Here is an 18,767-nt window from a genome sequence, read left to right as displayed (position 1 = left end):
CCGCTCAGGGAGCAGAGCCGGCCGGCGGTTTTGTGGTTCTTCAGTGGTTGACCCGGCGGGACGTGACCGGGTTGAGGCTACGGGCGAGGGCGTCGCCGGCGACCTGGATCACGGCCACCGTCACGATGAGCACGATGATGGTGGCGACCATGACTCCCTGATCGAATCGCTGGTAGCCGTAGGTCACGGCCACGTATCCGAGTCCGCCGGCGCCGATGGTGCCGGCGATCGTGGAGTACTCGATCATCGCGATGGTGTTGATCGTCAGTCCGCCGATTATGCTCGGCAGCGCCTCGGGAACTTGTGCCTTCCAGATGATCTGGGCGTTCGATCCGCCGGACGCACGTGCCACGTCGATCGTCGAGGCCGGGACCGACCGCAGCGAGTTCTCGACGATGCGTGTGAAGAAGGCGATGCCGGCGATCGACATCGGTACCACCGCCGCGGCGATGCCGATGTTCGTGCCCGTGACCAGGCGGGTGAACGGGATGATCGCCGTCATCAGCACCAGGAAGGGCAACGACCGACCGATGCTGATCACCCACGACAGGGGGGTGTGCAACGAGCGTCGTGCGAAAAGCCCGCCGGGAGCGAGGTTGTGGATGAGTGCGCCCAGCGGGACTCCCACCACCAGGACGACGACCATCACGATGCTCACCATCAGGACCGTGTCGATGGCCGCCGGGATGAGCAGGTCGGGGATCTCGTCGAGCGGCACCGTGATGTTCGCCGAATACGTGGTGCTCACGCGGCCACCTCGGAGCCGGTGACGGTCTCGACGGCGGTACCGCCCGCGGTCGCGGTGGCGTCGAGAAGGCGCGCGGCCAGGCCTAGTTCACCCGCGGCGCCGATGAATGCCGACGCGTGTCCGATCGGCACCGACACGGTGAGATCGCCGAAGACGGTGCCGTCGATGGTCTGCACGTTGGCGCCCAGCACCGAGATCGAGATGTCGAGTCGCCTGCCCAGCTGGGTCAACCAGTCCGCGGGGACCGTCGCGGAGTGGTAGACCACCGAGATCGGGGTTTCGGCCGAGGCCGGTTGCGCACTTGGCCCGCGCGGCCGGAGTGCCCGTCCCAGAACCGAATCCGGTTCCAGGACCACCTGTTCCAGTCTTCCGTACTCGACGATGCGGCCGCGTTCGAGACGGCCGACGGTGTCGGCGACCCGCACGACCGTGTCCATCTCGTGGGTGATGAACACCACCGCGAGATCCAGTTCGTCCCGAACGTCGGTGAGGAGCCGTAAGAAGGTGTCCGTGGCCGCGGGATCCAGACCCGAGGTGGCTTCGTCGGACAGCAGGACGGAAGGCTTGAGTGCGAGGGCCCGAGCGATGCCGACGCGCTGCCGCTGACCGCCGGACAGCTGATGCGGATACAGGTCCGCTTTGTCGGCGAGGCCGACCAGATCGAGAAGTTCGCCGACGCGAGCCGTGGTCGATCGCTTTGTCGCACCCAGATATTCGAGAGGCAAAGCGACATTCTGCGCCGCGGTTCGCCGGGACAGCAGACTCGCCGACTGGAACACGGTGCCGATCCGGCGCCGGGCGTCGCGAAGGCCCGACGTGCCCAGTGCGGTGAGATCCTCCCCGTTGACGACGACCCTGCCCGACGTCGGACGTTCCAGCAGATTCAGACACCGGGCCAACGTGCTCTTGCCGGCGCCGGACGGGCCGACGACGGCGAAGATCTCACCGGCGTCGACAGTGAAGTCGACCTCGTCGAGCACCGTCGTCGGGTCGGGCGAACCGACACCGAACACCTTCGTCAACCCCACCACCTCGATCACCGGAGGCCCCCGTTCGCGCTGGTGAGCTGAGCGGCTTCCCTGATCGAATCGTCGACGGTCGAGTTGCTCCCACCGACCCGGTACGTGGACCCGCGATGATTCTCCGGCAGTTGATCGCCACGCCCGAAGAGCTTGTGGCGCAGGGTTCCCGGGACGTAGTCCCGGTCGTAGAGTCCGCGCCGCTCGAGGGCGGGCACCACGTGGGTGATGATGTCCTCGAACGATCCGGGGGTCACCGCGTAGGCGACGTTGAAGCCGTCGACGTCGGTCTCGGTCACCCAGTCCTGCAGGGCTTCTGCCACCTCGTCGCCGGAGCCGATCAGGACCGGACCCATTCCGCCGATGCCGCCCCACGCCGCGATGTCCCGCACGCGCCATTCCTCGCCGGTGTCGCTCGCCTGCTGGAAAGCGGCGACCGCGGACTGGATCGCGTTGCTGTGCACGTTGCCGATCGGTTCGTCGATCTCGTAACTCGCGAGGTCGATCCCCATCCAGCCCGACATGAAGACCAGCGCACCCTCGGTGCTGGCGTAGGACTGGTACTCCGCGGCTTTCGCGCGGGCTGCCTCCGGAGTCGAGTCGGTGATGATCGTCAGCAGCGTGTAGATCTTCGCGTCGTACGGGTCGCGTCCGGCCAGGATCAGCTCGTCGCGCACCTTGCTCACCACATCACGCAGGATGGCCTTGGTCGGCGCGGCGACGAAGATGGCCTCCGCGTTCTCCGCGGCGAAACGCCGGCCGCGAGGCGAGGCCCCGGCCTGGTAGATGACCGGTGAACCCTGCGGCGACGGCTCGGCGAGGTGAATGCCGGGCACGGTGAAGTGGGTGCCGCGGTGCCCGATGTGATGGACCCGGGCCGGGTCGGCGAAGATGCCCGCCTCGCGATCGCGGAGGACCGCGTCGCGTTCCCACGAACCCTCCCAGAGCTTGTACAGCACGGTGAGGTACTCATCGGCCTGGTTGTAGCGTTCGTCGTGCTCGAGTTGATCGTCGGCGCCCATGTTGCGGGCTGCCGCAGGCAGGTATCCCGTCACCACGTTCCAGCCGATCCGGCCACGGGTGAGGTGGTCCAGCGTCGACAGACGCCGTGCGAAGGGGTAGGGATGCTCGAAACCCGTACCGGTGGTGACCCCGAAGCCGAGGTGTTCGGTGGCGTGCGCCATCGCCGAGACGAGCAACAGCGGGTCGTTCACGGGGATCTGCGCACCCTGGCGGATGGCGGCTTCGTCGTTGCCGGCGTACACGTCGTAGGTGCCCAGGACGTCGGCGATGAACAGACCGTCGAATCCGCCGGTCTCCAGCAAGCGGGCGAGGTCGACCCAGTAGTCGATGGTGTTGTAGTCCCACGACCGGTCGTCGGGGTGGCGCCATAGACCCGGTGACTGGTGCGCAACGCAATTCATGTCGAAGGCGTTGAATCGGATCTTACGTGGGGCATTCGGTTCTGACACCGGAGGAATGATGCTGACGGATCGTCGGAGTGGCCATCGTTGTGCCCACCGCGAACCTAAACTTGTGCCATGCGATCTACAGATGTGTTGCTCGACGGTCTCGGTCGAGTCGTTGAGAACGTTCACGCCGTCCTGGACGACATCTCCACCGAGGAATTGAACCGGGCTCCCGCGCCCGGTGCCAACACGATCGCCTGGCTCGTGTGGCATCTGACGCGCGTGCAGGACTCGCACGTCGCCGACGTCGCCGGAACCGACGAGGTGTGGGTGACCGGGGGATGGGTCGAACGGTTCGGTCTGCCGTTCGACCCCGGGGAGAGCGGGTACGGGCAGTCTGCCGACGAGGCGGCGCGGGTCGTCGTCGACGACCCGGACCTGTTGCGTGGCTACTACGACGCCACGCACGCGGTCAGCGTCGACTACATTGGCGCGCTGTCGGATTCAGATCTCGACCGCGTCGTCGACGAGAACTGGGACCCGCCGGTCACGTTGGGCGTACGACTGCTCAGCGTGATCGACGACGACACCCAGCACATCGGTCAGGCGGCATACGTCCGGGGCCTGTTGTCCTGATCCCGTCGCTGTCGCTCCGCGTTCTGAGTAATTGCGGCCTGGCGGCCGTCGTGGACCACGACAGAACCGTTGTGCGCGGTGCGAGCCCATTCACTGCTCCCTGAGGAGGCCGGAGCTTGCGGAGGCCGTCACGAAGGGTCCTGGTGAGTCGGGTTGCGAAGACCCTTCGTGACGCGCCCTCCGCAAGCTCCGGGCGCTCCTCAGGGAGCAGGGGGTTGGTCGCTATCCACGTCGCACCTCAGGCGCCGGTGCGGGACGGTCAGGACAGGCAGCCCTTGAAGGTCTGGAAGTCGCCCGCGAACGCCGGCCCCTTGCAGGTCGGGCCGTTCTTGCCGTCGACGACGACCTCGCCGCCGGGTCCGGCGATACCGATGGCCAGGCCGGGACGGATGCCGTCCATGGTGACCGTCGCTCCGGGACCGAGGGCGATGGCCGCGGGTCCGGCGAAGTTGTCGGCGGTGACGTTGGCTTCGCCGCCGTTGTCGGTGATGGCGAGCGAGAGTCCGGTCGGGCCGGAGTCGGCGCTACACGAGGCCGCAGAGGCGGACTGGCCGGGAAGTGCCGGACATACGGTGGGCGCGGCGCCGGCGGACGGCGCGGCGGCGAGCGATACTGCGGTCGCACCTGCGGCGGCGACGACGAAACCCAGAGCTGTGCGCGTGACTGTCTTCATGTTGGACTCCTTTGTCGAGGAACGGTGTCGTGCGTGGAGCGATTCGGAATGGCCGCCGGGCCGGATGGGGTCCGCTTCGCACGCCGCCTCGCCACCGGTCGTGTGCCCAGCGCGCGTAGGTTGGAAACGTGCAACTGCGAATCTTCACCGAGCCCCAGCAGGGTGCGACCTACGACGATCTGCTCACCGTCGCCAAGGCGACCGAGGACCTGGGCTTCGATGCCTTCTTCCGTTCCGACCATTTCGCCGGAATGGGCGGCGACGGCCTCCCCGGGCCGACCGACGCGTGGATCACGTTGGCGGGCTTGGCGCGCGAGACCTCGCGAATCCGGCTGGGGACGCTCGTCTCGTCGGCCACTTTCCGGCTACCCGGGCCGTTCTCGATCGCAGTCGCCCAGGTCGATCAGATGAGCGGTGGCCGTGTCGAATTGGGAATCGGAACGGGCTGGCACGAGGGTGAGCACGAGGCGTACGGAATCCCGTTCCCGCCGTTGAAGGAGCGGTTCGACCGCCTAGAGGAGAACCTCGAGATCATCACCGGGTTGTGGCAGACCCCGCTGGGCGAGGAGTTCGACTACGAGGGCACGCACTTTCGCCTCTCGAAGTCGCCGGCCCTGCCCAAACCCGTGCAGCATCCGCGCCCGCCGATCATCATCGGAGGCAGTGGCAAGAAGCGGACGCCTGCGCTGGCGGCGCGTTTCGCCGACGAGTTCAATGTCGTGTTCCAACCACTCGACGTCGCCGGGGATCTCATCGGGCGCGTCCGGACGGCGTGCGTCGACGCCGGCCGCGACCCGGAGTCGCTCACCTACTCCGCCGCACTCGTATTGTGTTGCGGCCGAGACGAAGCCGAGTTCCGGCGCCGGGCCGAGGCAATCGGCCGGGAACCGGACGAGCTGCGCGAGAACGGGGCTGCCGGAACCCCGGACGAGGTCGCCGCGAAGATCGCGAGCTACGGCGAGCTGGGCGTCACGCGCATGTATCTGCAGACCCTTGATCTGTCGGATCTCGATCACCTCGAGCTCGTCGCGTCGAAAGTCGCCCCGCAATTGGCGTGACCGCCCCACGACACCCCCGTCCCCTGGGGTGCGGCGAGAGCGGAGTGTCCACGAAGGGTTCACCCGACCCGACACCCGGGCGGACCCCGATGGGCCATAATCCACCTCATGGCCGACAGGGGCGAGCACACATCATCGAGACCGCCGGAACGTCAACGGATCAAGAAGCTGGCGCAGGCCGCGCTCAACGCCGACGTGACCGTCGAGCAACTCGAGGGCATCATCGCCGACATGGGGGAGACCCTCGACGGACTCGGCCCCACCCTGGACGGGCTGAACTCGACGATCGCGAAACTCGACGTGACGCTGGTGCGACTCTCCGGAACCCTCGACCAGGTCGACGCCACCGTCGACCGCATGTCCGACATCGTCGGGCGGCTCGAACGGGTGGTCGGGCGGGTCGAGGCACTCGTCGGTATCGGCGAGGCCGCCTTCCGTCCGCTCGGCGCCCTCGAGTCGGCAGGCAAGTCGGTCGCTGCCCGACTCGGCTGGCACTGAACACCGAAACGAGATCAGGGAATGACACCGGAAGAACACAGTTTTCGCGGCCGGCACGGGCACACCATCGTCTACGACGTCCACCGGCCCGCGGACAGCCCGCGCGGCGTGGTCGTCGTGGTGCACGGACTCGCCGAACACGGACGACGGTATCTGCATGTGGCCCGTCGGCTCGTCGACGACGGTTACCTCGTCGCGATACCGGACCACGTCGGTCACGGCCGCTCGGGTGGCAAGCGACTCCGGTTGCGCCGGTTCGGTGACTTCACCGACGACCTCGACACCGTGCTCGCCCATGTCGCCGACGGCAGCGTCCCGACGTTCCTGATCGGGCACAGCATGGGCGGGTGCATCGCTCTCGACTATGCGCTCGACCACCAGGACAAGCTCGACGGACTGATCCTGTCGGGAGCGGCCGTGCTGCCCGGTGACGACCTGCCCGATCTGGCCGTCCGATTCGCGCCGCTGATCGGCCGGATCGCACCGGGATTGCCCACCACCGAGTTGAGTTCGTCGAGCATCTCCCGGGATCCGGACGTCGTGGCCGCCTACGACGCCGACCCGCTGGTGACGCGCGGCAAGATCCCGGCCGGGCTGGGCGGGGCGATGATCGGCACCATGCGGTCGTTTCCTGAGCGCCTGCCGTCACTGCAACTACCCATCCTGGTGATGCACGGCAGCGAGGACGCGCTCACCGACCCGCGCGGCAGCGAACTCGTCGAGCGGCTCGCCGGGTCGGCGGACAAAACGCTCGTGATCTACGACGACCTGTTCCACGAAATCTTCAACGAACCCGAGCAGGCGGTGGTGCTCGACGCGGTGATCACCTGGCTGCGCGGTCACACCGCGCGCCCGTGACCATCGCGCGACCACTCACGTCAGTCGCACCACTACCCCGGCCAGCAGGACCAGCACGCCGCCGATCTCGCCCACGATGAGCGCGAGCATGAACAGGTAGGTGCCGGGAGTCGGGTCGACGAACTGATTCGTGGTGTCCCGCAGGGCGCCGTGGATGCAATACGCGGCGATCGCCGCGACGAAGAAGACGATCGGGACCGCCGCGGCGATCGCGTTGACGGTCGTCGGGAAGGCGCTGAGCTCGACCAGCGCGGCGAGCACCAGGGTGGCGAACGAGTACATCAGCGCGGCCCGGTGCGCGATGTCGACATACACATGGGCCGTCCGGTCCGGTGAGGTGCGGATGCCGTGGTACTTCCACACGCCCAAGGCGAGTGCCCAGATGAGGATCACACCGGACGCCACGACCACGACGATGGTGTCGACGCCGACGAGGTCGGCGAGATCGGGGTCGGCGGTCATGGCTGAACGCTAGCAGCAGGTGGGTCGACGGGATCGGTCCCTCACACGGTCCGTTCCCGCTCACACCTCTTCCGGTGAGCGGGAACGGAAACCGTGAGCGGGAGAGCCGGTCAGCGGGACGGGACCGGGGTGCTGCTCGAGTTACCGGGTGTGACGGGCCCCGTCGGGGCGAGCTGGGGCACGGTCGGCGTGCTCGTCTCGGAACTGGTGGCCGATTCCGGGACGGAAGCGTCCACCGACTCCGAGCCCGACACCGCGGACGGTGCGAGGTCGGCCGAGGACGACCCGGAGGCCGACGACTCCGCTGCGGACGACTCGGCGGACGAGGAGGCCGACTGAGAGGCGGACTCGGTCTCATCCGAACCACGGGCCGACAGACCCGACAGGTCGAGCGCCGGCGATTCCTCGGCCGCCTTCTTCGCCGCCAGGGTCACCTTCGCGGGGCCGTCGGGATCGGGGCTGCCCGAGGCGGAGACGACGGTCGTCTTCGTGGTCACCGGCGGGTTGTTGCGCAGTGTGGTCAGCACGTGCTCCTTGCCGTCACCGAGCGCACGTCCCCAGTTCTCCCACGTGTGGCCGCCGTAGTTCGGCAACGAGATCACCGATACGCCGGCCTGCTTGGCCTGCAACTGCATGAGCACGGTCGACACCGCGGACAGGATCTCCAGAGCCATCGCACTGAGCTGGTCCTGCGGCGACAGCTTGGCCATCTCCGACGGCGTCAGGAAACCGTTGCCCGAGGAGATGATGAGAACCTGGCCGTTGTCGGCCAGCTGCGTCAGGTTCTTGGACGGGTCGTTGTCGGTCCAGCGGGTGCCGCCCGGCGCGCCCCACATGTTGACGACGCCGTTGACGTAGTTGGACACCATGGTCTGCGTGGCGAACACGCCGAGAGCGCCGATCGGGTTGTCGGTCTGGTAGTAGCCCGACATCGCCTGCACGACCTTGAACTGCTCGGGGTGGCGCTCGGCGAGGGTCACCGCGGGCCCGCCGGACATCGACAGTCCGATGATCGCGTTGTTGTTGCGGGCCACGCCGAACTCACGCTCGAGGTAACCGGGCAGCTCCGAGGTCAGGAAGGTCTCCTGCTTGATGACCGTGTTCTTGTCACCGGCGCCGCCGTCCCAGTCGGTGTAGAACGACGATGCGCCGCCCACCGGCATGACCAGGGTGGTGTCGGCCTTGGCGTCGTAGACCTTGGCGGCCTGCACGTCGGTGGTCCATGCCGAGCGGGTTTCGCTGGCACGCATGCCGTCGAGCAGGTAGACGCCGCTGTCGCTGCCGCTCGAGGCGCGGATCTGCACGATCACGTGCCGTTTCTGCGACTCCGACCAGACCTTGCAGTTCTGGACGTAGTTCCCGGAGGAGTCCCACGTGCAGCCCGGCCGCAGCACTTCGGGATGCCCACGCAGAGCGCTGGCGGTGTTCGACGAGTTGATCAGCGTGCTCGCGCCGAACAGGCCGAGCGTGAGGATCGCGACCACCGAGATGCCGGTGAGGAGTCGGCGACGAGGTGAGGGTCGGCGTGGCGACTCGGGCGTCTGGCCCGCGGGGGTGGAGGGGACGGGCGGTTCGCTGTGCGAGTGCGACATGGAGCTCCTGACATACGCGGCCACCCGACTACACGGTGCCGATGTCAGGGATGTCGTTCGGAGAGTGGACCCGCGTTACCGGGTGAGCGCATTTTTCCGAATGATCTCGGCGGTCTCGTCCGGACGTTCCCACCAGAACATGTGTCCGACGTCGGACCATCGCGCCAGGGTGGCCTGCGGGATGAGGTCGGCGAGCCGCTCGCCCTCGGCGACCGCGATCATCTCGTCGACGTCGCCGTGGATGACCGCCGTCGGCATGTCGAGTGAGCCGATCCGGTCGCGGGTGTCGTGTGCCGCGCAGGCGCCCGCCTGCCACGCGACGACTGCCGACGGAACGCGGCGCTGCCTCGACAGCGAGACGAAATGGTCGAAGGCGCCGGCGCGGGCGATGAACTCGGGAGACAGATTGACCTCGAACGCGATGCGGGCGACGCGGTCGGCGTCGCGCGACGAGATCGCCTCGACGAGGCGGGCGGCGCCAGACGAGCCGGGTGCGCCGATGGCCCCGGGGCCGCCCGCGGTGGTGCAGCCGAGGACGAGACTGCGCACCCGGTCCGGCGAGTTCAGGGCGAGTTCCTGCGCGATCATGCCGCCCATCGACGTGCCCAGCACGTGGGCGGAGTCCCAGCCGAGGCCGTCGAGGATTCCGCGGGCGTCGGCGGCGAGGTCGGCGATGGTGAACGGTCCCTCGGCCCGACTGCTCGTGCCGATGCCGCGATGGTCGTAGGCGGCCACCGAGAAGTGCGGGGTGAGGGCGTCGAGGAGCTCATCGGTCCACATCCCGCGGTGTGCGGACATGCCGCCGATGAGCAGCAGCGGTTCGCCGTCGCCGAACACCTCGGTGTCGAGGACGGGACCGGTATCGGACGCGACGGGGATCTGCATGCGGAGATGGTAGCCACGCGGCTGACCGGATTCCGTGATTCGCCTCAGAGTGCCGGCGAGATCGCCGCCCACATGTTGGGGAGTTCCTTCTCCCAGTAGTACCAATGGTGGGTTCCGACCTCCTGCAACGCGTCGGTGAACGGCAGACCCGCACCGCGCAACAACCCGGCGAACCGGCGCGAACAGTCGCTGGTCGCGATCTCGAACGCCGACGATGCGGCGAGTACCACCTGGTAGAGGCCTTCCTCGGGCGTCACGTTCCGCTTGAGGTCGGCGGGACCGAGCCGGCCCGCACCGGAGTACAGGTACAGGGCCTTGCCGCGGAGACGGTCCAGATGCCGCGCCGGGTCGTGGTCCCGCCATCCGGCCGAACCGACCGGCCCCCAGAGGTTGTCGGCGTTCGCCCCACCCCGGGCGAGGGTGGCCCGCACATACGACTCTCCCTGCGGGGAGGACACCGGAGGACATCCGCTGATCGAGGCCACCGCGCGGTACAGCGCCGGGGCCCGTGACGCGAGCGTGAACGCCGCCTGCCCGCCCATCGAGACGCCCGCGATCCCGCGCGAACCGTTCGACTCGAAGCGGGCGTCGATGAGGGGCGGGAGTTCCCTGGTCAGGAACGTCTCCCACATCGGTTGTCCGACGCGCGGATCGCGACGCTGCCAGTCGGCGTACTGGCTGCCGTACGCACCCGTCGGGAGTACGACGTTCACGTCCTTGTCGGCGAAGAACTCGTCGGCATTGCCGGCTCCGCGCCACCCACTGTCGTTGCCGCGCGAACCCGCCCCGTCCAGGAGGTAGAGCGTCGGCCGGGGTCCGGTCTTCGTTCGTGGCGTGAGGACGAAGAGCTTGATGTTCTTGGCCATCGCCGCCGAGTAGACCCAGACCGCGGCGCGGGTCGGGGACTCCTGCACGATCGAGACCACTCGCGACGCAGCGGGTGCCGCCATTGCGGGCGCGGCGGCCAGACACAGCATCACCAGACATGCGGCACAGACCGCACGAAGAATCACTCGAAGCACCGTTCCCCCATGTGCGCCGCGCGGACGCTCTTCCCCCGAAGAATGTGGATTCGATCGGTAGGCGCCGGGCCGCCGGATCGAAGTCGTTCGGCAAGCGTAGGACGTTCGCGCAGTCCTGTCCGGGCCTTGCGAAATCCTGGGGTACCGCAGTGGGCGCGACTCCGCGGCTCTCGACGAACGACGCCGCCGGGCACATCCGTTGAGGATGCGCCCGGCGTCGACGGGAAAGGGAACGGGCTGTTGTCAGGCCCCGAAACCGAGCAGCGACTTCACTTCGAGGAACTCGTCGAAGGCGTAGTCACTCCACTCGCGGCCGTTGCCGCTCTTCTTGTATCCGCCGAACGGTGCGCTCGGGTCGAGCTGGGCGCCGTTGAGCGAGATCGAACCCGCACGGATCTGCGATCCGATGCGGCGGACCTCGTCGACGTCCTTGCCGGAGACGTAGCCGGCGAGGCCGTACTCGGTGTCGTTGGCGACCTTGATCGCTTCGTCGATCGAGTCGTAACCGATGACGACGAGGACCGGGCCGAACACCTCGGTGCGGGCGATCTCCATGTCGTTGGTGACGTTGGTGAACACGGTCGGTTTCACGTAGTAGCCGGTCTCGAGACCCTCGGGGCGCCCGGGACCTCCCACGACCGCGGTCGCGCCGTCGGCGACGGCACGCTCGATGAGACCCTGGATCTTGTCGAACTGCGCCTCGGACACGACCGGGCCGAGCTTCACGTCGGTGGTGGGATCGCCGACGGTGAGCTCGGCGGCGACCCCCTTGGCGATCTCGGCGACCTCGTCGACGCGGCCGGCGGGGACCAGCATGCGGCTCGGGGCGTTGCAGGACTGGCCCGAGTTCATCATCATCGTCGCGATGCCGCCGGCGACGTTCTTCGCGAAGTCGTCGTCGTCGAGGATGATGTTCGGGCTCTTGCCGCCGAGTTCCTGGGCGACGCGCTTGACGGTCGGCGCGGCACTCTTGGCGACCTCGATGCCGGCGCGGGTGGACCCGGTGAACGAGATCATGTCGATGCCCTCGTGGCTCGACAGCGCGGCGCCGACGCCGGGGCCGTCACCGTTGACGAGGTTGAACACGCCTGCGGGTACGCCGGCGGCGTCGAAGATCTCGGCGACGATCGCCGCGCTGAACGGCGCGACCTCGGAGGGCTTGAGGACCATGGTGCAACCGGTGGCGAGTGCCGGGGCGACCTTGCACATGACCTGGTTGAGCGGCCAGTTCCACGGAGTGATGAAGCCGCACACGCCGATCGGCTCCTTGGCGATGCGCGAGCTGCCGCGGTCCTCGACGAACTTGAAGTCGGGGAGTTGCGCGGCGGCGGTCATCAGGTGGCCGAGACCGATCGGCACCTGGGCGGCGTTCGTGAGGCCGACCGGCGAACCCATCTCCTCGGTGACCGCGGCGGCGAGGTCGCCCATGCGGTTCTGGTACTCGGCGATGATCCGGTTGAGGACTTCGAGACGTTCCTCGACGGTCGTCTGTCCCCAGGTGACGAATGCGCGACGGGCGGCGTCGACCGCTGCGTCGACGTCGGCCGCGCTGCCGATGGCGACCTGTCCGGCCGACTTCTCGGTGGCCGGGTTGATGACGTCGATGAGGTTGAGCTCGGCGGGCTCGACCCACTGACCGTCGATGTAGAACTTGGTGATGTCCGGCATGGTGCCTCCGTTGCAGCCTGAAGTGAGGACAATTGTTGTCTGTTTCACACTGTAGGCGCTGCCGCGACCGGGGTCTCGCGAATCCCGGCGTTCCGGGGGCGACACTTTGTGACCGGTTCTGGAACAGCCGTCCCAGTCGCATGCTGCGACGCTCGGCCCGGCCGCGAACGACTAGGGTCGAATCATGATCCTCATCGTCGTGAAGTTCCCCATCAAGCCCGAATTCGCCGACGAGTGGCCCGAGTTGTCCCGCGAGTTCACCGAGGCAACCCGCGCCGAACCGGGTAACATGTGGTTCGACTGGTCGCGATCGCTCGAGGACCCCAACACCTACGTCCTGGTCGAGGCGTTCGACGACGATGCCGCGGAGGCACATGTCACCGCCCCGCACTTCAAGCAGGCCCAGCAGGAACTCCCCAAGTACCTCCAGCGCACACCCGACGTCATCAACACGACGATCGAGGGCGACACCTGGTCCGAACTCGGGGAGTTCCGGGTCGACTGAGCTCTCTCAGCGGCCGGCGCGGACCTCGGAGTCCGTGTCGGCCCCCGCCGGGTCCGCCGGTCGCGCCGCGTCGTCGCCGATGCCGAGCTTCTCGCCCTCGATGTCCACGTCGGGCAGGATGCGGTCGAGCCAGCGCGGGATCCACCACGCCTTGTCGCCGAGGACGGTGAGCACCGCCGGCATCAGGGTCATCCGGACGACGAAGGCGTCCAGGAACACCGCGGCGGCCAGGGCGAAGCCCATCACCATGATGAAGGCCATGTCCTGCAGCATGAATGCGGCGAAGACCGAGATCATGATGGCCGCGGCCGCCGCCACGACGCGGGCGCTGTGGCGATATCCCTCCACCACCGCGGTCTTCGCGTCGGCGCCGTGCACGTACGCTTCCCGCATCCGGGTCACCAGGAACACCTGATAGTCCATGGCGAGTCCGAACACGATGCCCACCAACATGATCGGCAGGAACGACACCAGCGGTTGCGGGTTGTCGACGATCCCCAGGGCGCCGTCGGTGAAGAGGGCGACGGTCACACCGAAGGTCGCGGCGACGCTGAGCAGGAAGCCGAGCGCGGCGGTCAGCGGCACGAGGATCGAGCGGAACACGATGATCAGCAGGATGAAGGCGAGACCCACCACGACCAGGAGGTAGGGGATCAGCGAACTGGACAGGCGGTCGGAGATGTCGAGTTCGATCGCGGTCTGTCCGGTCACCCCGTAGGAGATGCCCGTCGTGCCCTGCACCCGGGACTCCATCTCGCGGAGCGATTCCACGAGTGCGGGCGTCGCCTCGTCGGCCGGCGCGGTCGACGGGATGATGGTGATCTTCGCGGTGTCCTGGGCCTCGTTGAGCCCGCCGGCACCGATCTGCGCCACCTCGACGTTGTCGACGCGACCCAGGTCGTCGACGAGTGAGTCGAAGGCGCGCAGGCGCTCCCCGGTGTCCTGGATCTCGCGACCGTCCGCGACGACGACCAGCGGTCCGTTCACGCCGGGGCCGTAACCCTCGGCGACCATGTCGTAGGCCCGGCGCTGCGTCTCCGACGGCTCGGCGGTCCCGTCGTTGGGTAGCGCGAGCTTGAGCCCGGCCATCGGGATCGCGAGGACGACGAGGATGCCGACGATCGCGACCGTCACGGTGCGCGGCCGGGCCACGATGCGCTGGACCCAGCGCTGGCCGTTGTGCAACCGCTCCGCATCGTGCGGTCCGACATCGGGAGCGTTGAGGCGCGGCACGCGTCCGGCGAACGCCTTGCCGCCGAACAGGCCGAGGATGGCCGGCAGGAGGGTGAGCGCGACCAGCACGGCAGCCACCACGGTGCCCGCGGCGGCGATACCCATCGCGGTGAGGAACGGGATGTTCACGATGGCCAGTGCGGCCAGAGCGATGACGACGGTGCTGCCGGCGAAGACGACCGCCGAACCCGCGGTGCCGACCGCCCGGCCCGCCGCGTCGGCGCGGTTCGCCGACCGATGGATCTCGTGGCGGTAGCGGGACACGATGAACAGCGCGTAGTCGATGCCGACCGCGAGGCCGATCATCGTCGCGAGAATCGGTGTCTCGTTGCTGAGGTCGAAGAAGTGGGTGCCCATCTGCACGCCGAGCATGCCGATCGCGACGCCGACGATCGCGGTGATGATCGGCATGCCCCACGCGACCAGGGAGGCGAACGTCAGGATGAGGATCAGCGCACCGACCCCGATGCCGATCAGCTCAGAGGTGATCCCGAGCTCGAATTGCTGTGTGGCCGAACCCTTCATCTCGACGGTGAGGCCGGCGGCCCGCGCGTCGTCGGCGATGGCGTCCATCTGTTCGCGCATGGTCTCGGTGACGTCCGAGGATGCCTTGACGTCGAAGGAGGCGCCGAGCTGCGCAACCGTGCCCGCCGCGTTGATCGGCGAAGTGGCCTGCGCGTCGGCGGCGGCCTCGTCCGCACTCTTGCCGAAGGTTTCCCGCTGGAAGGTCGCCGAGAGTTCACGGAGCTGACCGGGGGATTGCTCGGTGCCGTACGAGACGAACGGGTTGGCGATCGAATCGGGGCTCTTCACGTTCTCGACGGTCTTGAGGCCGGCCACCATCGAGTCGATGGTGCTCTGGAACCGGGGCTCGCTCAGCGTCGAACCCTCCGGTGCGCGCACGACATACGTGACACCGATGTCGGAACCGAACGTCGCTTCCCCGGGGAAGCGTTCGATCATCAGGTCCTGGGCGCGCTCCGACGGGATGCCCGGGATCGAGAACGACTCCGAGGTCGGTTTGGCCAGCAGGCTCGCGCCGATGCCCAGCCCGATCAGGACCAGAACCCAGATCGCGATGGTCTTGAGGCGGTTCTCGTACGCCCATCGCCCTAGTCGGTACAGGTGTGTTGCCACGTCAGTGCTCCTCGAGGGATGGGTCGGCGAGTTCGTTCAACGGTGGGATGGGTTGTGCGAGCCCGGACGCCAGTTGGTCGAAGGCGGACTCCAGCACGGTGGCCAGGTCGGCAGTGGTGCCCGGGGTGTCGTCGTGATGGGTCACCCAGAATTCGAGGGCGACGCGGATGGTGGTGATCGCGTTGTGCAGGACGAGGCGCGGATACAGGGTGTGTGCCGGCTGTCCGCGCTGCGCGCACAGTTCGGCGAGACGCGCTTCGACGGTGTCGCCCAACTCCATGTCGCGGGACCTGGCCGTCAGCCCCGGATCCGTGTCGAGGAGGCGCAGGAGCGCGACGATCTCGGCGGGTTCGCCGACGTCGGGCGAGGTGGCGGCCTCGATGAGGGCGGTTCGGACCGAGCAGAAGAAGCTCTCGTCCGTCGGTCGGGCCTCGATCCGCTCCACGAGCGTGTCGAACAGTGACGACACGAAGTGCAGCAGCGCATCCTCTTTGCCGCTGAAGTAGTTGTGGAACGTGCGGACCGAGACGTTCGCCTCCGCCGCGACGGCGTCGATCATCACGTGATCCATCCCGACGCTGGTGGACAACCGCAGCACAGCGCGGGCGAGCGCCGAACGGGTCGCCGCCTTCTTCGCCTCGCGGAGTCCGGGGGAGTTCACCTCACCCACGGTACGGAACTTGCAGAACCCTGCAAACTTGCAGGACTACGCAATATTAGGAGAGTCCTCACACCGTCTACCCGGCGATGGCGTGCGTCACACCTTCAGCCCAGTGTCGATGCGCGGGCGACCAACTCGGGCTGGAACACGAGGTTCGACGGGACGTGGCGTTCGGCGGGATCGTCGGCCGCGCTCATCAGCAGATCGACCGCGGTGACGCCGATGCGGGAGGTCGGCTGCCGGATCGACGACAACGGGACGACGGCCGAGCGGGCGAAATCGATGTCGTCGTAACCGATGAGCGCGATGTCGTCGGGAACGCGGACGTCGCCGCCGAGCATCGTCAACGCCTGCAGGACCCCGATCGCGAGGAGGTCGTTGGCGCAGAACACCGCATCCGGTCGGTCGCGGGGGGCCCTGGCCAGCAGGGCCTGTCCCGCCTCGCGTCCGGCCAGCACACTCAGGTTCGTCGTCTGCACGACCTCGAGCGTGGCGTCCTCGACGGCGTCGACGGCCTCCTGCGCGCCCCGCCGACGGTCCGCGACCTGCCGCAGTCCGGGCGGTCCGCCCACGAAGACGATCCGGCGACGACCGGTCTCGCACAGGTGTGACACCGCGAGCCGCCCGCCCGCGATGTCGTCGACGGCGACGGAATCGAAGGGGGAGCCGCCGGCGTCCCGGTCGACGAGGATCACCGGGGTACCGCGACGTCGCAGCGAGTCGAACCGCCGCAGATCGTCGCCGATCGGCGAGACGAGCAAACCGAACACCCGCTGCTCGTCGAAGGTGTCGAGATAGGCCTGTTCGCGTGATTCGTCGTCGTCGGAGGTGCCGAGCAGCACCGTGAGGTCGTGCTCGCCGGCCCGTTGTTCGGCGGCGCGGGCGATGTCGGTGAAGAAGGGGTTACCCACGTCGAGTACCACCATGCCGACGCAACGCGAACGGCCCGCACGGAGTTGGCGCGCGGCGTCGTTGCGCACGAAACCCAGCTTGTCGATCGCCGCCTGGACCCGCGCGACGGTCGCGGGCGAGACCTTTCCGGGCGAGTTGAGCACGTTCGAGACCGTGCCCACCGACACCGAGGCCGCCGCCGCGACATCCCGCATGCTCACACCCATGTGTCCATCTCACCAGATGCGATGCCGGTACTCGCGTTTCGCGGACTCGGGAGGGTCGCCCATCTCGCGAGCTGATTGACTACGAACACCCGCGGTACCCCCTGTAGGAAAGGCGATCCATGTCGACTCCGGCCAGCCCGTTCTCCGCGGACTACGAACCCGACCCGCGGCGCTGGAAGGCGCTCGCGGTGTGCCTGGTGGTCGGCTTCATGACCCTTCTCGACGTCTCGATCGTCAACGTCGCGCTCCCGTCCATCGAATCCGGTCTCGGCGCGAACTCGGCCGACCTGTCGTGGGTCGTGTCCGGCTACGCCCTCGCCTTCGGCCTCGTCCTGGTCCCGGCCGGCCGGGTCGGGGACGCGCGCGGCCGCAAGGTGACCTTCCTCATCGGGCTGTCCCTGTTCGTGCTGGCGTCGGCGGCATGTGGGTTCGCCCAGGGCCCGACGCAACTCGTCGTCTTCCGCCTGATCCAGGGCGTCGCGGGCGGCATTCTCGCGCCGCAGGTCTCCGGGCTCATCCAGCTGCTGTTTCGCGGGGCCGAGCGTGGCCGGGCCTTCGGCATGTTCGCCGCGACCATCGGGATCTCGACCGCGGTCGGGCCGCTGCTCGGTGGGGTCCTCATCTAGCTGGGCGGGTCCGCCGACGGGTGGCGCTGGATCTTCTTCGTGAACGTGCCGATCGGCATCGCGGCCTTCCTCGCCGCGATCCGGTTGATCCCGGCTCGGCCCGAAGAACTCAAACAACCGCTGCGGGGGAGTTTCGACCCGGTGGGCGTTGTGCTCCTGGGCACCGGGGTGTTCGCGCTGATGCTGCCGATGGTCCAGGAGCAGGAGTGGCCCGGCGGGCGGAAATGGCTGCTGCTCGTCGTCGCGGCGGTGCTGATCGGTGCGTTCGTCCTGTGGGAACGCCGGCAGGGCCGCGTCGGCCGCCAGCAACTCGTCGACCTCTCGTTGTTCTCCATGCGGTCGTACACGTTGGGGTGCATCATCGCGATGGTCTACTTCGCCGGGTTCACCACGGTGTTCTTCATCTACACGCTGTTCGTCCAGCAGGGCCTGGGCTACTCGGCACTGCAGGCCGGTCTGGCGGTGACCCCCTTCGCGCTCGGCTCGGCGGTGTCGGCCAGCGTCGGCGGTAACATCGTCAACCGGGTCGGGCGCTCGCTGGTGTTGCTCGGTCTGGGCCTGGTGGTCGTGGGGATGATCGCGACGATCGTCGCCGTCGCGCTCGTGTCTGGTCCCGGTGTCGGGTACGCCGCCGCGCTGCCGCTGCTGGTGGCGGGTATCGGTTCCGGTCTCGTGATCTCGCCCAACCTCACGCTCAGCCTCGACCAGGTGCCGGTGACCAAGGCGGGCATCGCCGGCGGCGTCCTGCAGACCGGTCAGCGCATCGGGGCCGCCGCGGGGATCGCGCTCGTCGGTGCGGTGTTCTTCGCCCAGGTGGCGAACACCGGAGGCGACTGGGCGCGGGCGTTCCAGATCGGGCTGGCGACCGCCGCGGTCCTGGTGCTGATCGCGCTGGTGGTGGGCCTCGTGGATCACTTCGCCCACCGCCGCGAGGACGCGGAGGTCGCGTAGGCGGCCGG

At 68.1% G+C, this 18,767-nt stretch carries 17 protein-coding genes and 1 pseudogene; 6 read left to right on the top strand and 12 right to left on the bottom strand.

Annotated elements, in window-relative coordinates; genetic code table 11:
- Nucleotides 1-40: 40 nt before the first annotated feature.
- Genes KB201_RS01710 through KB201_RS01700 form a run of 3 tightly spaced genes read right to left on the bottom strand, consistent with a single transcriptional unit; the run spans nt 41 to nt 3,239 of the window.
- Nucleotides 41-748: a methionine ABC transporter permease gene (locus KB201_RS01710; RefSeq protein WP_078112112.1), complete on the bottom strand. Its 708-nt coding sequence runs from the start codon at nt 746-748 to the stop codon at nt 41-43.
- Nucleotides 745-1,788, bottom strand: a complete 1,044-nt coding sequence (locus KB201_RS01705) for a methionine ABC transporter ATP-binding protein (protein ID WP_211538195.1) — start codon at nt 1,786-1,788, stop codon at nt 745-747. Before KB201_RS01705 ends, KB201_RS01710 begins: the two co-directional genes overlap by 4 nt.
- Nucleotides 1,785-3,239: an LLM class flavin-dependent oxidoreductase gene (locus tag KB201_RS01700; protein WP_211538194.1), complete on the bottom strand. Its 1,455-nt coding sequence runs from the start codon at nt 3,237-3,239 to the stop codon at nt 1,785-1,787. The genes KB201_RS01705 and KB201_RS01700 overlap by 4 nt, the downstream gene beginning before the upstream one ends.
- A gap of 69 nt (nt 3,240-3,308) precedes the next feature.
- Here KB201_RS01700 and KB201_RS01695 point away from each other — a divergent pair, with 69 nt between their 5' ends.
- Nucleotides 3,309-3,812, top strand: a complete 504-nt coding sequence (locus KB201_RS01695) for a DinB family protein (RefSeq protein WP_078112110.1) — start codon at nt 3,309-3,311, stop codon at nt 3,810-3,812.
- A gap of 259 nt (nt 3,813-4,071) precedes the next feature.
- Here the strand turns inward: KB201_RS01695 and KB201_RS01690 are convergent, their stop codons facing one another.
- Entirely contained in the window at nt 4,072-4,485 is a 414-nt protein-coding gene (locus tag KB201_RS01690) for a hypothetical protein (RefSeq protein WP_065631983.1), read from the bottom strand.
- A 128-nt stretch (nt 4,486-4,613) separates the two neighbouring features.
- Here KB201_RS01690 and KB201_RS01685 point away from each other — a divergent pair, with 128 nt between their 5' ends.
- The 3 genes from KB201_RS01685 to KB201_RS01675 all read left to right on the top strand — a co-directional run bounded on the left by KB201_RS01685 (nt 4,614) and on the right by KB201_RS01675 (nt 6,899).
- Entirely contained in the window at nt 4,614-5,543 is a 930-nt protein-coding gene (locus KB201_RS01685; RefSeq protein WP_078112109.1) for an LLM class F420-dependent oxidoreductase, read from the top strand.
- A 108-nt stretch (nt 5,544-5,651) separates the two neighbouring features.
- Nucleotides 5,652-6,041 carry a hypothetical protein gene (locus KB201_RS01680; RefSeq protein WP_078112108.1) on the top strand — a complete coding sequence of 130 codons (390 nt, stop codon included), beginning with the start codon at nt 5,652-5,654 and terminating at the stop codon, nt 6,039-6,041.
- A gap of 21 nt (nt 6,042-6,062) precedes the next feature.
- Complete coding sequence (locus KB201_RS01675) at nt 6,063-6,899, top strand: alpha/beta hydrolase (protein WP_078112107.1); 837 nt, start codon at nt 6,063-6,065, stop codon at nt 6,897-6,899.
- Between the two features lie 15 nt (nt 6,900-6,914).
- Here the strand turns inward: KB201_RS01675 and KB201_RS01670 are convergent, their stop codons facing one another.
- The 5 genes from KB201_RS01670 to KB201_RS01650 form a co-directional block, all read right to left on the bottom strand.
- Nucleotides 6,915-7,361 carry a hypothetical protein gene (locus KB201_RS01670; RefSeq protein ID WP_078112106.1) on the bottom strand — a complete coding sequence of 149 codons (447 nt, stop codon included), beginning with the start codon at nt 7,359-7,361 and terminating at the stop codon, nt 6,915-6,917.
- A gap of 110 nt (nt 7,362-7,471) precedes the next feature.
- A complete protein-coding gene (locus KB201_RS01665) occupies nt 7,472-8,953 on the bottom strand; it encodes an alpha/beta hydrolase family protein (protein ID WP_078112208.1) in 1,482 nt (493 codons plus the stop codon).
- Between the two features lie 75 nt (nt 8,954-9,028).
- Nucleotides 9,029-9,838 (bottom strand): alpha/beta fold hydrolase, encoded by an 810-nt coding sequence (locus KB201_RS01660; protein WP_078112207.1) that lies wholly within the window; start codon nt 9,836-9,838, stop codon nt 9,029-9,031.
- Between the two features lie 44 nt (nt 9,839-9,882).
- A complete protein-coding gene (locus KB201_RS01655) occupies nt 9,883-10,815 on the bottom strand; it encodes an alpha/beta hydrolase family protein (protein WP_078112206.1) in 933 nt (310 codons plus the stop codon).
- A gap of 288 nt (nt 10,816-11,103) precedes the next feature.
- Entirely contained in the window at nt 11,104-12,528 is a 1,425-nt protein-coding gene (locus KB201_RS01650; protein ID WP_058250781.1) for an aldehyde dehydrogenase family protein, read from the bottom strand.
- A 184-nt stretch (nt 12,529-12,712) separates the two neighbouring features.
- Here KB201_RS01650 and KB201_RS01645 point away from each other — a divergent pair, with 184 nt between their 5' ends.
- Nucleotides 12,713-13,033, top strand: coding sequence for a putative quinol monooxygenase (locus KB201_RS01645; RefSeq protein ID WP_058250780.1), 321 nt, complete (start codon nt 12,713-12,715; stop codon nt 13,031-13,033).
- A gap of 6 nt (nt 13,034-13,039) precedes the next feature.
- Here the strand turns inward: KB201_RS01645 and KB201_RS01640 are convergent, their stop codons facing one another.
- From KB201_RS01640 to KB201_RS01630, 3 genes are all read right to left on the bottom strand, one after another.
- Nucleotides 13,040-15,403: an MMPL family transporter gene (locus KB201_RS01640; protein ID WP_211538193.1), complete on the bottom strand. Its 2,364-nt coding sequence runs from the start codon at nt 15,401-15,403 to the stop codon at nt 13,040-13,042.
- Between the two features lies 1 nt (nt 15,404).
- Complete coding sequence (locus KB201_RS01635; RefSeq protein ID WP_082652880.1) at nt 15,405-16,064, bottom strand: TetR family transcriptional regulator; 660 nt, start codon at nt 16,062-16,064, stop codon at nt 15,405-15,407.
- Nucleotides 16,065-16,168: 104 nt separating this feature from the next.
- A complete protein-coding gene (locus KB201_RS01630; RefSeq protein ID WP_058250777.1) occupies nt 16,169-17,182 on the bottom strand; it encodes a LacI family DNA-binding transcriptional regulator in 1,014 nt (337 codons plus the stop codon).
- A gap of 119 nt (nt 17,183-17,301) precedes the next feature.
- On the opposite strand from KB201_RS01630, the pseudogene KB201_RS01625 reads away from it, so the two are divergent.
- Nucleotides 17,302-18,759, top strand: a pseudogene (locus KB201_RS01625) (MFS transporter).
- The last annotated feature ends 8 nt before the right edge of the window (nt 18,760-18,767 follow it).

It is taken from the genome of Gordonia sp. SCSIO 19800 (assembly GCF_018132775.1).
Classification (GTDB): domain Bacteria; phylum Actinomycetota; class Actinomycetes; order Mycobacteriales; family Mycobacteriaceae; genus Gordonia; species Gordonia hongkongensis.
The sequence above is the reverse complement of the archived record's forward strand: the minus strand, read 5'-3'. Positions and strand labels throughout refer to the sequence as shown.

What these genes read in the sequence shown, in the direction of transcription:
- KB201_RS01695 (WP_078112110.1), top strand. Translation starts at nt 3,309, where the DNA reads ATGCGATCTACAGATGTGTTGCTCGACGGTCTCGGTCGAGTCGTTGAG.
- KB201_RS01665 (WP_078112208.1), bottom strand. Translation starts at nt 8,953, where the DNA reads ATGTCGCACTCGCACAGCGAACCGCCCGTCCCCTCCACCCCCGCGGGC.
- KB201_RS01675 (WP_078112107.1), top strand. Translation starts at nt 6,063, where the DNA reads ATGACACCGGAAGAACACAGTTTTCGCGGCCGGCACGGGCACACCATC.
- KB201_RS01645 (WP_058250780.1), top strand. Translation starts at nt 12,713, where the DNA reads ATGATCCTCATCGTCGTGAAGTTCCCCATCAAGCCCGAATTCGCCGAC.
- KB201_RS01655 (WP_078112206.1), bottom strand. Translation starts at nt 10,815, where the DNA reads ATGCTGTGTCTGGCCGCCGCGCCCGCAATGGCGGCACCCGCTGCGTCG.
- KB201_RS01690 (WP_065631983.1), bottom strand. Translation starts at nt 4,485, where the DNA reads ATGAAGACAGTCACGCGCACAGCTCTGGGTTTCGTCGTCGCCGCCGCA.
- KB201_RS01660 (WP_078112207.1), bottom strand. Translation starts at nt 9,838, where the DNA reads ATGCAGATCCCCGTCGCGTCCGATACCGGTCCCGTCCTCGACACCGAG.
- KB201_RS01630 (WP_058250777.1), bottom strand. Translation starts at nt 17,182, where the DNA reads ATGGGTGTGAGCATGCGGGATGTCGCGGCGGCGGCCTCGGTGTCGGTG.
- KB201_RS01680 (WP_078112108.1), top strand. Translation starts at nt 5,652, where the DNA reads ATGGCCGACAGGGGCGAGCACACATCATCGAGACCGCCGGAACGTCAA.
- KB201_RS01670 (WP_078112106.1), bottom strand. Translation starts at nt 7,361, where the DNA reads ATGACCGCCGACCCCGATCTCGCCGACCTCGTCGGCGTCGACACCATC.
- KB201_RS01650 (WP_058250781.1), bottom strand. Translation starts at nt 12,528, where the DNA reads ATGCCGGACATCACCAAGTTCTACATCGACGGTCAGTGGGTCGAGCCC.